This window comes from Glycomyces xiaoerkulensis (genome assembly GCF_002798405.1).
Classification (GTDB): Bacteria; Actinomycetota; Actinomycetes; order Mycobacteriales; family Micromonosporaceae; genus Glycomyces; species Glycomyces xiaoerkulensis.
Window position 1 is genome coordinate 49,315 of sequence record NZ_PGGV01000017.1, and the last position, 12,635, is coordinate 61,949.

Here is a 12,635-nt window from a genome sequence, read left to right on the forward strand (position 1 = left end):
CTTGCCGAGGCGACTTGACCTTGGAGCCGACTCCAAGGTTTAGGTTCGGACCATGCACACCGCAACCGCGAAACTCACCGTCGGGAGACTCGCCGGGACCGTCGGCGTCTCGGCCGACACCATCCGCTTCTGGGAGCGTGAGGGCCTGTTCCCGGCCGCCGAGCGCAGCCCGGCCGGGTACCGCCGCTACGGCGAGGAGGCGGTCGAACGGGCCCGGTTCATCCGCACCTGCCAGCGCGCCGGGCTGCGCCTGAGCGACATCGCCGACCTGCTGGCCGTCCGAGACACCGGCGTGTGCCCGTGCGAGCCGGCCGAGCAGCACCTGGAGCGGCGCATCGGCGAGGTGACCGCCGAGATCGCGCGCCTGGAGGGGCTGCGAGACCAGTTGACGTCCATGCTGCGGGCCGTGGAGTCGGGCGAGTGCCGCGAGCCGCTGCCCGCGAACTGGTGCCCGCCCGATCTGAGACGGGAAGGAGGTGCGAGATGAGCGACGACTGCTGCGAGGACTGCTGCCCCGAGTGCTGCGAGTAGGGGTTACGTTTGACCGGACATCGTGTCCGCCGCTCCGCGGCGGGCACGCCCGACTCGTCCAGGGGAGGCCGCCCGTGCGCCGACTGCTGCTGACCGGGTTCGAGCCGTTCGGTTCGGTGCCGGGGAACGCGTCCCGGGAGGCGGTGCGGGCCGCCGCCGAGCGCGGGTTCGACGGGGCGGCGGTGGAGACGGCGCTGCTGCCGGTGGCGTTCGAGGCCGCGCCGGAGGCGCTGGAGGCGGCGATCGACCGCACCGACCCGGACCTGGTGCTAGCGGTGGGGCAGGCCGAGGGCCGCCGGGCGGTGACGCTCGAGCGGGTGGCGGTGAACCTGGTGAACGCCCCGATTCCGGACAATGACGGCGAGCAGCCGGTGGGCGAGCCGCTGGCGCCCGGCGGACCGGACGCGTACCTCTCGAATCTGCCGCTGCGCCGGTGCGTGGCGGCCGTCCGCGCGGCCGGGGTGCCGGCGGCGGAGTCGCTGACGGCCGGGTCGTACGTGTGCAATGCGGTGTTCTACCGGCTGATGCGTCTGGTCGCAACCTCCCGGCCGGGTCTGCTGGGAGGATTCGCGCACGTGCCGCTGGTGCCGTGGCAGTCGCTGGAGGGGCGGCAGCCGACGATGCCTGCGGAGACGGTGGCCGCGGCGCTGGGCGCGATCGCCGAGGCCGCCTTCGCGGGGTCCGAGGAGGGCGGGCCGCCCACCGGCGGGCTGCACTAGGCGGCGGTCAGGACGATCTTGCCGAGGTGGCCGCCCGCCTGCATGATCGAGTGGGCCTCGGCGGCCTGCTTCAGCGGGAGGCGGGTGCCGACGACCGGTTTGATGAGTCCGTCGTCGACTACCGGCCAGACGCGTTCGAACACTTCGCCGACGATCTGGCGGCGCTGTTCGATCGGGCGGCTGCGCAGGGTGGTCCCGGTGATCTTCTGGCGCTTGGCGAGCAGGGTGCCGAGGTCGATCTCGGCGGTGCGTCCCTTCTGGAGGCCGATGATGTTGAGCTGCCCGTCGACGCCGAGCGCCTTGAGGTTGTCCTCCAGGTTGGCCGCTCCGATGTGGTCGAGCACCGCCCTGGCGCCGCCCGCGGCGCGCATCTCGGCGGCGAAGTCGTCCTCGCGGTAGTCCAGGACGCGGTCGGCGCCGAGCGCCTCGAGGTCCTCGGTGAACTGGGCGCGTGCGGTGGTCCAGACCTCTGCGCCGAGGATCCGCTTGGCGTACTGGAGAGCGAACGTCCCGATGCCGCCGGCGCCGCCGTGCAGGAGGACCTTCGGGGAGAACTCCTCGACGATCGGGCTGATGAGGTAGCTCAGGTTGGAGTGGACGGTGGCGGCGGCCTCGGGCAGGGCGGCCGCCTCGACCAGCTCGACGCCTTCGGGTCTGGGCAGGACCAGTCCGGCGTCGACGGTGACGAGCTCGGCGTAGCCGCCGCCGGGGAGCAGGGCGCACACTTCGGTGCCGACCAGGCTGGAGTTGTCGTCGCCGCCGACGGCGACGATGGTGCCGGCGACTTCGAGGCCGGGCCAGGCCGGCGCCCCGGCCGGGGGCGGGTAGTGGCCGGCCACTTGGAGCAGGTCGGCGCGGTTGACACCGGCTGCGGCGACCTCGATGAGGACTTCTTCGGGACCCGGCTCGGGGTCGGGCACGGTGTCGGGAACGAGGTTCCCGTCTGCGACGGTCAAGGCAAGCATGAACGGAATCCTAGCTACCGGTGCCCGGCCGGGTGCCCGCCGATGGAGAAGTGTCGGCCCGCGCGGGGGCCGCTAGGTTCCGTCGCTGGAGTGGCCGGGGAACAGGCGGGCGTCGGGGTCGATGGCGACCGCGGCGTTGTTCACGGCGGTGGCGGCCTCGCCGAAGCCGGTGGCGATGAGCCGGACCTTGCCGGGGTACTGGGTGATGTCGCCGGCGGCGTAGACGCGCGGCAGGTTGGTGGCCATGGTGGAGTCGACCAGGATGGTGCGTTTCTCGATCTCGAGCCCCCATTCGGTGAGGGGGCCGAGGTCGGCGGTGAAGCCGAGCGCGGCGACGATCGTGTCTGCCGGCAGGTGGCGCGACTCGTCCTCGCCCTTGACCTCGATGTCGACGCCGTCGACGTGCTCGTCGCCGTGGATGCGGGTGATCTGGGCGTTGACGATGATCGGGATGCCGAGCTCGCGGACGCGATCGACGCTGGAGGCGTGGGCGCGGAACCGCTCGCGGCGGTGCAGGAGGGTGACGCTGCGGGCGAGCGGATGGAGCGACAGCGCCCAGTCGAAGGCCGAGTCGCCGCCGCCGACGATCACCACGTCGTGGCCCTCGTGAGCGGCGAGCTCGGGAACGAAGTAGACCACGCCCGCACCGGCGAAGTCGGCGGCCGCCGGCAGCGGCCGGGAGCTGAAGCTTCCGAGACCGCCGGTGATGATCACCGCCTTGCAGGTCACGCGGGTGCCGTCGTCGAACTCGAGGACGCGGCCGTCGCCGAGGTGCTCGAGCTTCTCGGCGCGGCGGTGGAGCAGGTAGCGGGGGTTGAACGGCTCGGCCTGGCGGACCAGATTGTCGACCAGGTCGCGGCCCTTGATCTCGGGGAAGCCGCCGACGTCGAGGATGAGCTTCTCGGGGTACATGGCGGTGACCTGCCCGCCCGCCTCGGGCAGGGCGTCGGCGACGACGGTCGACAGGCCCCGGAAACCGGCGTAGTAAGCCGCGTACAGGCCCGTCGGGCCGGCGCCGATGATGGCCAGATCGACTTCGATATCCGACATTCACGATCACCGACTCCTTCTGCGGTCTGCCTGAATGCCATGGTAGTCGCAGCCTCGGGTCCCGCACGACGCCCGTCCGCCCGCACCCTCGGAGCCCGCCTCCGGGGCCGTGGACGGCCTCGGCGGGTGCGGCCCGGGGCTCGTGGGCCTCTAGTATTGGCCGCCGCACCACGACCGGGAGGCGGCATACGAATGAACGGCAAGACCGCGCTGATCACCGGGATCAGCGGCCAGGACGGCTCCTACCTGACCGAGCTGCTGCTGTCCAAGGGCTACGAGGTCCACGGGATCGTGCGGCAGACTTCGTCGCTGATCGCCAATACCTCCCGCCTCGACGGGGTCTACCAGGACCCGCACGAGCCCGAACGGCGGCTCTTCCTCCACAAGGGCGACGTCACCGACGCCGGGATGCTGGTCAACCTCGTGCGCGACATCCGGCCCGACGAGATCTACAACCTCGCCTCCCAGAGCCACGTGCAGGTGAGCTTCGACCTGCCCGAGTACACCGCCAACGTCACCGCGCTCGGCGCGATCCGGCTGCTGGAGGCGGTGCGCGCCTCCGGGGTGGACACCCGGATCTACCAGGCGTCCTCCTCGGAGATGTTCGGACCCGCCGCCCCGCCGCAAGACGAGACCACCGCCTTCCACCCCAGGAGCCCCTACGGGGTGGCGAAGCTGTACGCGCACTGGGCGACGGTGAACTACCGGGAGTCGTACGGGATGTTCGCGGTCAGCGGGATCGCGTTCAACCACGAGAGCCCGCGGCGCGGCGAGACGTTCGTGACCCGCAAGATCACCCGCGCGGCGGCCCGCATCGCGGCCGGGATCGAGAAGCGGGTCTACCTGGGGAACCTGGAGGCGGTGCGCGACTGGGGCTACGCGCCCGAGTACGCCGAGGCGATGTGGCTGATGCTCCAGCACGACGAGCCGGTGGACTACGTCCTGGCCACCGGGCGGGCCGCGACCGTCCGCGACTTCGCCGAGGCCGCGTTCGCGCACGCCGGGCTCGACTGGCGCGACCACGTCGAGCACGACGAGCGCTACGAGCGCCCCGCCGAGGTCCCCGAACTGGTCGGCGACGCGGCCAAGATCGGCCGGGAGATCGGCTGGCGGGCCGAGGTCGGCTGGGACCGGCTGGCCCGCATCATGGTCGACGCCGACCTCGCCGCCCTGGCCGACCGCGGCTGAGTCCGCGGTACGCCCGGCGGCGGCCGGGGCGCCCGGATACCATCGCGGGCATGACCGATCTCAGCGCACCGATCACCCTCAACGACGGCGTCTCCATGCCGCGCATCGGATACGGCACCTACAAGGTCGGCGACTCCGAGGCCCGGCGGACGGTCGAGGCCGCGCTCGAGGCCGGCTACCGCCTGATCGACACCGCCGAGATGTACGGCAACGAGACCGGCGTGGGCCGGGCGGTCCGGGAATCCGGCCTCGCCCGCGAGGGCCTGTTCCTCACCAGCAAGGTGTGGAACGACCACCACGGCTACGACGCGGCCCGGCGGGCGCTGGAGGACTCCCTCGAACGCCTCGGCACCGACTACCTCGACCTGTTCCTCATCCACTGGCCCTCCCCCAGACAGGACCTGTACGTCGAGACGTTCCAGGCCCTGCTCCAGGCCAAGGAGGAGGGCCTGATCCGCTCGGCCGGGGTTTCGAACTTCCTGCCCGAGCACCTGGAGCGGGTCCGGGACGAGACCGGCGATTGGCCGTCGGTCAACCAGGTCGAGCTGCACCCGTACTTCAACCAGGCCGGGCTGCGCGACTGGCACCGCGAGCGCGGCATCGCCACCCAGTCGTGGGGTCCGCTCGGCCAGCGCACCGGTTCGCTGCTGGGCGAGAAGCCGGTGGCGGCCGCGGCCGAGGCCCACGGCAGGACGCCCGCGCAGGTGGTCATCCGGTGGCATCTGCAGCACGGGTGCGTGGTGATCCCGAAGTCCTCGCGCCCCGAGCGCATCGCCGCCAACCTCGACGTGTTCGGTTTCGAGCTGAGCGGCGCCGAGATGGACGCCATCGACGGGCTGGAGACCGGCCGCCGCCAGGGCATCGACCCCGGCGGCACCGAGCGCTGAGGGGCGGGAGTGGACGATTCGCTCCTCGCGCTGGTGCACAGCCCGCTGACCGGTCCGTCGACCTGGGAGCCGACCGCGGAGGCGCTGCGGGGGCTGGGCCGCCGGGCGGTGGTGCCGGCCTTCGGGGCGGTGTTCGAGCGGGATCCGCCGTTCCACGACGCCGTGGCCGCCGTGGTCGGCGACCGGCTGACCGAGGACGGCGGGCCGGTGACGCTGGTGGCGCACAGCGGCGCGGGGGCGCTGCTGCCGGCGATCGCGGCGGCCGTGCCGCGGGTCGGGGGCGCCGTGTTCGTCGACGCGCTGCTGCCGCATCCGGGAAAGAACTGGTTCGGGACCGTGCCGGAAGCGATGCGCGAGCGGCTGCTCGGCATGGGCGAGGACGGCATGCTGCCGAAATGGAGCGACTGGTTCCCGCCCGAGGCGATCGCCGAGCTGCTGCCCGATGCCGTGCAGCGGAGCCGGGTCGTCGCCGAGCTGCCGCGGCTGTCGCTGTCGTATTTCGAGGAGATCGCACCCGAGGTCGAGGCGTGGCCGCCCGACCGGTGCGCCTACCTGCGGTTGAGCGAGGCGTACGGCGACGAGGCCGCCGAGGCCGAGCGCCGGGGCTGGACCGTGCGGACCCTGGAGAGCGACCACCTGGCGGTCGCGACCCGGCCCTATCAGGTGGCCGAGGTCCTGGCCGCGGTCACCGCGGACCGGCGGTGAGTCCGAGGCCGTCGGCCAGGGACGCGACGGCGTCGATGACTCGGGGGCCGTGGACCAGCGCGGGGTCGTTGTGGCCGGGGCCGTCGATCGCGACCTCGGTGACCGGGGCACCGGTGTCCTCGGCGGCTTCGGCCACGCGGCGGCTGAGGTCAGCGGGGATGATCTCGTCGGCGTCGCTGTAGACGACCGTCACCGGGGCGGCGTTGGATTCGAGGTGCTCGGTGACCGGGTACCGGTCGCGGAGCAGGACGCCGACCGGCAGCAGCGGGTAGTGCTCGGCTCCGGCGTCGGCCAGGCCGGTGAACGGCGAGCGCAGCACCAGGCCGGCCGGGTCGGTCTCGGTGGCCAGTCCGGTGACGACCCCGGCGCCGAGGCTCTCGCCGAACAGCAGGATCCGGTCGGCCGGGAAGTCCTCCCGCAGCCGGTCCCAGGCGGCGCGGGCGTCGTCGTAGAGGCCGGTCTCGCTGGGGGAGCCGGGGTTGCCGCCGTAGCCCCGGTACTCCAGCAGCAGCGCGGTGAAGCCCTCGTCGGCGAGCGCGGCGCCCAGGTCGAAGCGCGAGGCGCGGTTCCCGGCGTTGCCGGGCGCGACCAGGACGGCGGCCCTGCGGTCGGTGTCGGCCGGGGGCGCGAGGGTCCAGGCGGTGAGGTCGAGGCCGTCGGCGGTGCGGAGGGTGACCTCGGCGGCGCCGTCCGGGGCGGCCGGGTCGGTGTGGTCGGGGTGGTAGATCAGGGCGCGCTGGCCGAGCCAGAGGGCGAGCAGCAGCACCGCCGCGATGAGGACGACGACGGTGGCGACGCGCAGTATCCCGGCCCAAGGCATGTCCGCATTATGCGCGCGGTCAGAAAAGGTACATCCACTCGGTGGCTTCGGGGAGGTTCCGCAACCTGTAGCGGTCGCCGGTCTCGTGCTCGATGATTTCGGAGACGGGTGTGAAATCGGCGATGAGAACATCGGTTTCCACGGGCACCTCGAAGACGACGGTGACGTCGAGGCCGCGTTCTTCGCCGCGATTCTCGGTTTCGCTCCAATCGACCGGGTCCAGGTATCGGTCGCCGTCCCAGACCTTTATCGCGCGTTCGGTATCGAGCTCCCAGGTGACCTCGTCGAAGGTGTGGTCGCCCCCGCACCACCAGAAGTCGACGGTGAGCCAGGCGCTTCCGGCGGGCGCCCAGCCGCGCTCCCGGTCCCACAGTGCTCGGGTGACGTACGACCAGTCCGACCAGCAGCCGATCTCCCAGTAGCGGCCGCCCTTCCAGAGCTTGACGTCTTCATACTTCCAGCCGTCGTCCTTCCGCTTTTTGAGGCTGACGCCGTTGTAGTAGGCGGCGACCGGGTCGACTCGGTCGCCGGTGCGGAAGTCGAGGCCCTGGGTTCGGCCCTCGTCCTCGACCCACAGCACCGCGTCCTCGCCGGAGGGGACGCTGACGGCGATGTAGTTGCCGGGCACCGGCATGTGATCGAGGTCGATCCGCTCGCCCCCGGCTTCGACCCAGTGGTCCTCCGCCCCCGACGTCGCGGTCTGGTCCTCCGGCTCGAAATACGGTGCTGGGGCGATTCGGTTGATCAGCAGTTCGGCGCCGTCGATGAGCTGCGGGAGGCCGGCCAGCTCCTCGGCTTCCGCGGCCACTTGCTCGGGGACCTCGGTGGCGGCGAAGTGGCACGAGAAGGAGACCGCGAAGTGCGGCCCCCTCAGGTCGGCGTCGTCTTCGTAGAGGCTCGACGAGTCGTCCCGGCCGCATTCGGATTCCGGTGCGGGGCTTTCGAACAGCTCGTAGAGGCCGGTGGTCTCCAGCGGTTCGATCGCGGCGCATGCGGAGGTGCTCAGCGCCAGCACGGCCAGTGGGGCGAGAGAGCGGGCTATGGAGGCATGTGGTGCGGGCACGCGCTGATCCTAAATGACCTTTATTCGTAGTCTTCCGGTGGACGTTGACGGCCGCGAGGCGCGTCAGAAGCTCATGGTCCATTCGGTGCTCTCGGGGCCGTCGGCGAAGGCGTAGTCTTCGCCGCCGTTGAGGGTCTCGAGATTGCCGACCGGGGTGAACTCCACGGTCAGTTCTTCGGCGTCCGCGGGCGCCTCGAACACGGCGGTGACCAGGATCCGGTCGTTCTCGATGCTGCTTTCCTCCCAGGAGATCGGCGCGACCGGGTCGTCACCGCCTTGGAGGCTGAGGGCGGCCTCCTGGTCGAGCCGCCAGTCGACGACGCCTTCGTAGGCATCGCACCAGTTGAATTCGATCTCCAGGTAGACGGTGCCGTCGGAGGGCCATCCGCGCTCTTCGCTCCAGACGCTCCTGGTGGCCTGGCCCCAGCCGCTGGAGCAGGTCAGTTCGTAGGATTTGCGGTTGTTGAGGATCTGGACCTCTTCGTAGGCGTAACCGTCGAGGTCGACCGCGTCGCGGGAGAGGCCGTTGTAGTAGGCGGTGACCGGTTCGACCTGTGCTCCGGTACGGAAGTCGAGTCCCTGGCTGCGGCCTTCGTCCTCCACCCAGAGCACCGCGTCGGTCCCGGTCGGGACGGTGACGGCGACGTAGCCGCCGGCGAGCGGCAGGGCATCGAGGTCGAACCGCTCCTCGCCGGCCTCGATCCAGGCGGTCACCTCGCCGTCTTCGGCGACCGGCTCGTACGTGGGCGCCAGGGCGATCTGGTTGACTAGCAGTTCGGCGCCGTCGATGACCTGCGGGAGGTCGGCCAACTCCTCGACTGCCGCGGCCACTTGCTCGGGGGCTTCGGTTCCGGCGTAGTGGCACAGGAATGAGACCGCGAAGTGCGGGCCGACCAGGTCGGCGCCGTCCTCTTGGAGTCGGGCCTCGTCGCCGCGGTCGCACCAGGCCGAACCGCCGGTTCCGGTGAAGAGTTCGTAGGTTCCGGTGGTCTCGGTCGGTGCGATGTCGCCGCAGCCGGCGGCGGCCAGTGCCGCGGCCGCAAGCGGGGCCAGGGTTCTGGGGATGGTCTGTCGTGATCGGGGCACGCGGAGACCCTAAAGGACTACGCTGGGTGGTCTTGTCATAGACGATTCAGCCGATTCCGTGCCGGACCGCCCACAGCGCCGCCTGCGTCCGGTCGGCGGCGTCGATGCGCCGCAGCAGGTTCGTCACGTGGGTCTTGACCGTCTTCTCCGAGACGCCCAGGGCCCGGGAGATCTGGCGGTTGGTCTGGCCGCGCGCGATCAGGCCCAGCACCTGGCGTTCGCGCGGGGTCAGCGTCGGCTCGGGCGGCGCGCTGGATCCGGTCATCAGGCCGCGCATCGCCGAGGGCGACAGCAGGGTCTGTCCGGCGTGGATGGTCCGGACGGCGGCGGCCAGCGCGTCGGGGTCGATGTCCTTGTACACGAATCCGGCGGCGCCGGCTTCGATGGCGGCCGGGACGCGTTCGCCGTCGGTGGCCGAGGTGAGGACCAGCACCCGCACGGGGTCGTCGGCGAGTCGTTCGAGGACGCCTTGGCCGTCGAGGCCGGGCATTTTGAGGTCGAGCAGGACCACGTCGGGGGCGGTCTCGGCGATCCGGGCCAGTGCCTGCTCGCCGTCGTCGGCTTCGCCGACGACTTCGAGGTCGGGTTCCAAATCGAGGTAGGCGCGGAGTCCTTGGCGGACGACGGGGTGGTCGTCGACCAGCAGCAGCCGAATGGGTTCAGTCACGGGGCAGCTCCAGGGTGACGACGGTGCCTTCGCCGGGGGCGGTGGCGACCTCGAGGTGGCCGCCGAGGGCCTTGGCGCGTTCGCGCATCGACAGCAGGCCGAGCCCGCGGGTGGCGGCCTCGTCGGCGTCGAAGCCTTTGCCGTCGTCGGCGACGGTGATCCGTTCGGCGGTGATGTCGAGTTCGACTCGCCGGGCGGCGGCGTGCCGGATGGCGTTGCCGAGGGCCTCTTGGACCAGCCGCAGCACTTCGACCTCGGCTTCTCGGGAGAGGTCGATCGGGCCGTCGGCGGTGAAGCGCACGTCGGCTTCGTGGAGGCGGTCGAGGAGGGTGAGGTGGCGGCGGAGGGTCTCGACCAGGCCGTGGGTGTCGAGGTCGGCCGGTCGCAGTTCGACGATGACGGCCCGCAGTTCGGCGATGGCGTCGGCGGTGAGCGAGTCGACCTGTTCGAGGCGGTGTGCGGCGGCGGCCGGGTCGGTGTCGACCAGTTTGGCGGCGGCGCGGGTGGACAGGCGCAGGGAGAACAGGCGCTGCATGACCGCGTCGTGGAGTTCGCGGGCGAGGCGGTTGCGTTCTTCGACGACGGTCAGTTCGCGGCTGCGTTCGTACAGGCGGGCGTTGGTGAGCGCGATGGCCGCGTGGGAGGCGAGCAGTTCGATCAGTTCGGTGTCGGTGTCGGTGAAGTCGGGTCCGCCGAGGTCGTTGGTGAGCACCACGATGCCCAGGGTGCGGTCGTGGTCGCGGATGGGGACGCCCAGGAGTGCCGCCATGGCGGGGTGGGCTTTGGGCCACCACCGGTAGCGGGGGTCGCGGCGCAGGTCGGGCAGGCGGATCGGTTCGGATTCGGCCAGGATGGCGGCGAGCATGCCGTGCTGGCGCGGCAGCGGCCCGATTTCGAGGCGCTGCTGCTCGCTGATGCCGTCGGTGATGAATTCGGCGAAGCCGCCGGATTCGTCGGGGATGCCGATCGCGGCGTAGTCGGCGCCGACCAGGCGGCGGGCCGAGGACACGATCACCTCCAGCACCTGGGCGACCGACAGGTGCCGGGTGATGGCGCCGACGGCGGCCGAGACCTCGTGCAGCAGCGAGGTGGAGTCCGAAGCGGTCACTCTTCCAACCTAGTCGAGTCGGGCGCCTGCGCACTCGTCCGCTGGTCTTAGGACCTGCGGAGCAGGACCGGGGCGACCTCGGCCGGATGTGGTCGGCGCCGACCGGCCATAGCGTCGAGGCCATGAACGCCAATGATTTTTCTCAGACGAACGGCCGCACCGCGATCGTCACCGGCGCTTCGGCCGGGCTCGGGTCGGCGCTGGCCGAGTGCCTGGCCGGGGCCGGTTGGGGCCTGGTCCTGACCGCTCGCGGCGAGGCTCGCCTGGCCGAGGTCGCCGAGCGCACCGGGGCCCGATACCTGGCGGGGGACGTCGCCGATGCGCGGCACCGCGAGAAGCTGGTGGGCTTGGCCGAGGGCCGGGTCGATCTGCTCGTGAACAACGCCTCCACGCTGGGGCAGGCGCCGATGCCGGAGCTGGGCGAGGCCGACCTGTCGGCCTGGCCGCGCCTCTTCGATGTGAACACGCGCGCTCCGATCGCGCTGGCGCAGTTGGCGCTGCCTTCCCTGCGGGAGCGGGGCGGGGCGATCGTGAACATCTCCTCGGACGCCGCGGTCGGCCCCTACCCCACGTGGGGCTCGTACGGGGCGTCGAAGGCCGCGCTCGATCAGCTTTCGAACGTGCTGGACGCCGAGGAGCCGGAGGTGGCGGTCTGGTCGGTCGACCCCGGCGAGATGGCCACGGCGATGCTGGCCGAGGCGGTCGGTGAGGCCGACGCGGCCGAGGCCGGGTCGCCGCTCGCCGCGGCCGAGGCGATCGTGCGGATCGTCCGGGCCCGCCCGGACGGCGGCCGGCTGGAGGCCGCGAATTTCAGGATCGGAGCCGACGCATGAGCACCGTGCTGCAGGCTCCGTTCTCCTTCGCGCTCGACGCGGCATTGGAGGCCGACCGGCCGCCCGAGGCGCGGGGCTGGGCCGCCTCCCGGTCGGACGTGCGGCTGCTGACCACCGACAAGGCCGCCGGCACCATCGGCCACCACCGCTTCACCGACCTGACCGAGCTGGTGGGGCCCGGCGACCTGCTGGTGGTGAACAACTCCGCGACGATGCCGGCGTCGGTGCCGACCGAGGACGGCCTGCGGCTGCACTTCTCCTCGGTCAGGCCCGACGGCTCGTGGCTGGTGGAGCTGCGCAGCGGCTCCGGCCCGTACCTCGGGGACGTACCCGGCCGCGCCGTCGACCTGCCGGGGGGCGTGCGGCTGGAGCTGACCGAGCGGTTCGGCAAGCGCCTGTGGGTGACCCGGCCGCCCGTGGCGTCGGTCCCGGACTACCTGGCCCGGTACGGCAAGCCGATCCGGTACTCCTATGTCGACCGCGACTGGCCGATCGAGACCTACCAGACGGTGTTCGGCACCGTCCCCGGCTCGGCCGAGATGCCGAGCGCGGCCCGGCCGTTCACCGCGCAACTGGTGACGAGGCTGATCTCGGCCGGGGTCGGGATCGCCCCGGTCACGCTGCACACGGGCGTCGCCTCGCTGGAGAGCGACGAGGACCCCTACCCGGAGTGGTTCGAGGTCGGCGAGTTCACCGCCCGTGCGGTGAACAGCGCCGCCGCCTCCGGGCGCCGGGTGATCGCGGTCGGCACCACCGTCGTCCGGGCCCTGGAGAGCGCGGTGTCCGGCGGCGCGGTCGCGGCGGCCTCGGGCCACACCGACCGGGTCGTGTCTCCGGCCGACCCGCCGGCGGTCGTCGACGGGCTGCTGACCGGCTTCCACGAGCCGCGGTCGACGCACCTGTCGATGCTGCAGGCACTGTGCGACACCGAGCTGCTGCACCGGTCCTACGAGGCCGCGATCGAGGGCCGGTACCGGTGGCACGAGTTCGGCGACGTGCACCTGATCGCCTGA

Annotated in this window: 14 protein-coding genes; 7 read left to right on the forward strand and 7 right to left on the reverse strand. The window is 71.8% G+C overall.

Features of this window, described 5'->3' with window-relative positions; translation table 11 throughout:
• The first annotated feature begins 52 nt into the window (after positions 1-52).
• Both CUT39_RS07790 and CUT39_RS07795 read left to right on the forward strand, forming a co-directional pair.
• The gene (locus tag CUT39_RS07790; protein ID WP_100445406.1) at positions 53-487 is read left to right on the forward strand and encodes a MerR family transcriptional regulator; all 435 of its coding nucleotides are present in this window, start codon (positions 53-55) and stop codon (positions 485-487) included.
• 118 nt (positions 488-605) lie between these two features.
• On the forward strand, positions 606-1,250 hold the full coding sequence (locus CUT39_RS07795; protein ID WP_100445407.1) for a pyroglutamyl-peptidase I: 645 nt from the start codon (positions 606-608) through the stop codon (positions 1,248-1,250).
• On the opposite strand, the gene CUT39_RS07800 is transcribed toward CUT39_RS07795, so the two are convergent.
• Together CUT39_RS07800 and CUT39_RS07805 are read right to left on the reverse strand one after the other, a co-directional pair.
• The gene (locus CUT39_RS07800; RefSeq protein WP_100445408.1) at positions 1,247-2,215 is read right to left on the reverse strand and encodes a zinc-binding dehydrogenase; all 969 of its coding nucleotides are present in this window, start codon (positions 2,213-2,215) and stop codon (positions 1,247-1,249) included. The genes CUT39_RS07795 and CUT39_RS07800 overlap by 4 nt on opposite strands.
• Before the next feature lie 72 nt (positions 2,216-2,287).
• Complete coding sequence (locus CUT39_RS07805; RefSeq protein ID WP_100445409.1) at positions 2,288-3,265, reverse strand: NAD(P)/FAD-dependent oxidoreductase; 978 nt, start codon at positions 3,263-3,265, stop codon at positions 2,288-2,290.
• Positions 3,266-3,457: 192 nt separating this feature from the next.
• Between CUT39_RS07805 and gmd the strand changes: the two genes are divergently transcribed.
• The 3 genes from gmd to CUT39_RS07820 are packed head-to-tail and all read left to right on the forward strand — an operon-like array spanning position 3,458 to position 6,045.
• Positions 3,458-4,453 (forward strand): GDP-mannose 4,6-dehydratase, encoded by a 996-nt coding sequence (gene gmd / locus CUT39_RS07810; RefSeq protein ID WP_100445410.1) that lies wholly within the window; start codon positions 3,458-3,460, stop codon positions 4,451-4,453.
• Positions 4,454-4,503: 50 nt separating this feature from the next.
• On the forward strand, positions 4,504-5,340 hold the full coding sequence (locus CUT39_RS07815) for an aldo/keto reductase (RefSeq protein WP_100445411.1): 837 nt from the start codon (positions 4,504-4,506) through the stop codon (positions 5,338-5,340).
• A gap of 9 nt (positions 5,341-5,349) precedes the next feature.
• Positions 5,350-6,045, forward strand: a complete 696-nt coding sequence (locus tag CUT39_RS07820; protein ID WP_100445412.1) for an alpha/beta fold hydrolase — start codon at positions 5,350-5,352, stop codon at positions 6,043-6,045.
• On the opposite strand, the gene CUT39_RS07825 is transcribed toward CUT39_RS07820, so the two are convergent.
• From CUT39_RS07825 to CUT39_RS07845, 5 genes are all read right to left on the reverse strand, one after another.
• Complete coding sequence (locus CUT39_RS07825; protein ID WP_198586959.1) at positions 6,026-6,865, reverse strand: alpha/beta hydrolase; 840 nt, start codon at positions 6,863-6,865, stop codon at positions 6,026-6,028. The two genes, CUT39_RS07820 and CUT39_RS07825, sit on opposite strands and share 20 nt — an antisense overlap.
• A 19-nt stretch (positions 6,866-6,884) precedes the next feature.
• Positions 6,885-7,928, reverse strand: coding sequence for a hypothetical protein (locus CUT39_RS07830; RefSeq protein ID WP_157930540.1), 1,044 nt, complete (start codon positions 7,926-7,928; stop codon positions 6,885-6,887).
• Between the two features lie 63 nt (positions 7,929-7,991).
• The gene (locus CUT39_RS07835) at positions 7,992-9,014 is read right to left on the reverse strand and encodes a hypothetical protein (RefSeq protein WP_100445414.1); all 1,023 of its coding nucleotides are present in this window, start codon (positions 9,012-9,014) and stop codon (positions 7,992-7,994) included.
• Between the two features lie 46 nt (positions 9,015-9,060).
• Positions 9,061-9,681 carry a response regulator gene (locus tag CUT39_RS07840; protein WP_100445415.1) on the reverse strand — a complete coding sequence of 207 codons (621 nt, stop codon included), beginning with the start codon at positions 9,679-9,681 and terminating at the stop codon, positions 9,061-9,063.
• Positions 9,674-10,789 carry a GAF domain-containing sensor histidine kinase gene (locus CUT39_RS07845; protein ID WP_100445416.1) on the reverse strand — a complete coding sequence of 372 codons (1,116 nt, stop codon included), beginning with the start codon at positions 10,787-10,789 and terminating at the stop codon, positions 9,674-9,676. Before CUT39_RS07845 ends, CUT39_RS07840 begins: the two co-directional genes overlap by 8 nt.
• Before the next feature lie 122 nt (positions 10,790-10,911).
• Here CUT39_RS07845 and CUT39_RS07850 point away from each other — a divergent pair, with 122 nt between their 5' ends.
• Both CUT39_RS07850 and CUT39_RS07855 read left to right on the forward strand, forming a co-directional pair.
• Positions 10,912-11,622 (forward strand): SDR family oxidoreductase, encoded by a 711-nt coding sequence (locus tag CUT39_RS07850; RefSeq protein ID WP_100445443.1) that lies wholly within the window; start codon positions 10,912-10,914, stop codon positions 11,620-11,622.
• Complete coding sequence (locus CUT39_RS07855; RefSeq protein ID WP_100445417.1) at positions 11,619-12,635, forward strand: S-adenosylmethionine:tRNA ribosyltransferase-isomerase; 1,017 nt, start codon at positions 11,619-11,621, stop codon at positions 12,633-12,635. The genes CUT39_RS07850 and CUT39_RS07855 overlap by 4 nt, the downstream gene beginning before the upstream one ends.

Excerpts from the sequence above, each read along its gene's own strand:
- CUT39_RS07790 (WP_100445406.1), top strand. The coding sequence starts at position 53 with ATGCACACCGCAACCGCGAAACTCACCGTCGGGAGACTCGCCGGGACC.
- CUT39_RS07800 (WP_100445408.1), bottom strand. The coding sequence starts at position 2,215 with ATGCTTGCCTTGACCGTCGCAGACGGGAACCTCGTTCCCGACACCGTG.
- CUT39_RS07805 (WP_100445409.1), bottom strand. The coding sequence starts at position 3,265 with ATGTCGGATATCGAAGTCGATCTGGCCATCATCGGCGCCGGCCCGACG.
- CUT39_RS07855 (WP_100445417.1), top strand. The coding sequence starts at position 11,619 with ATGAGCACCGTGCTGCAGGCTCCGTTCTCCTTCGCGCTCGACGCGGCA.
- gmd (WP_100445410.1), top strand. The coding sequence starts at position 3,458 with ATGAACGGCAAGACCGCGCTGATCACCGGGATCAGCGGCCAGGACGGC.
- CUT39_RS07825 (WP_198586959.1), bottom strand. The coding sequence starts at position 6,865 with ATGCCTTGGGCCGGGATACTGCGCGTCGCCACCGTCGTCGTCCTCATC.
- CUT39_RS07815 (WP_100445411.1), top strand. The coding sequence starts at position 4,504 with ATGACCGATCTCAGCGCACCGATCACCCTCAACGACGGCGTCTCCATG.
- CUT39_RS07850 (WP_100445443.1), top strand. The coding sequence starts at position 10,912 with ATGAACGCCAATGATTTTTCTCAGACGAACGGCCGCACCGCGATCGTC.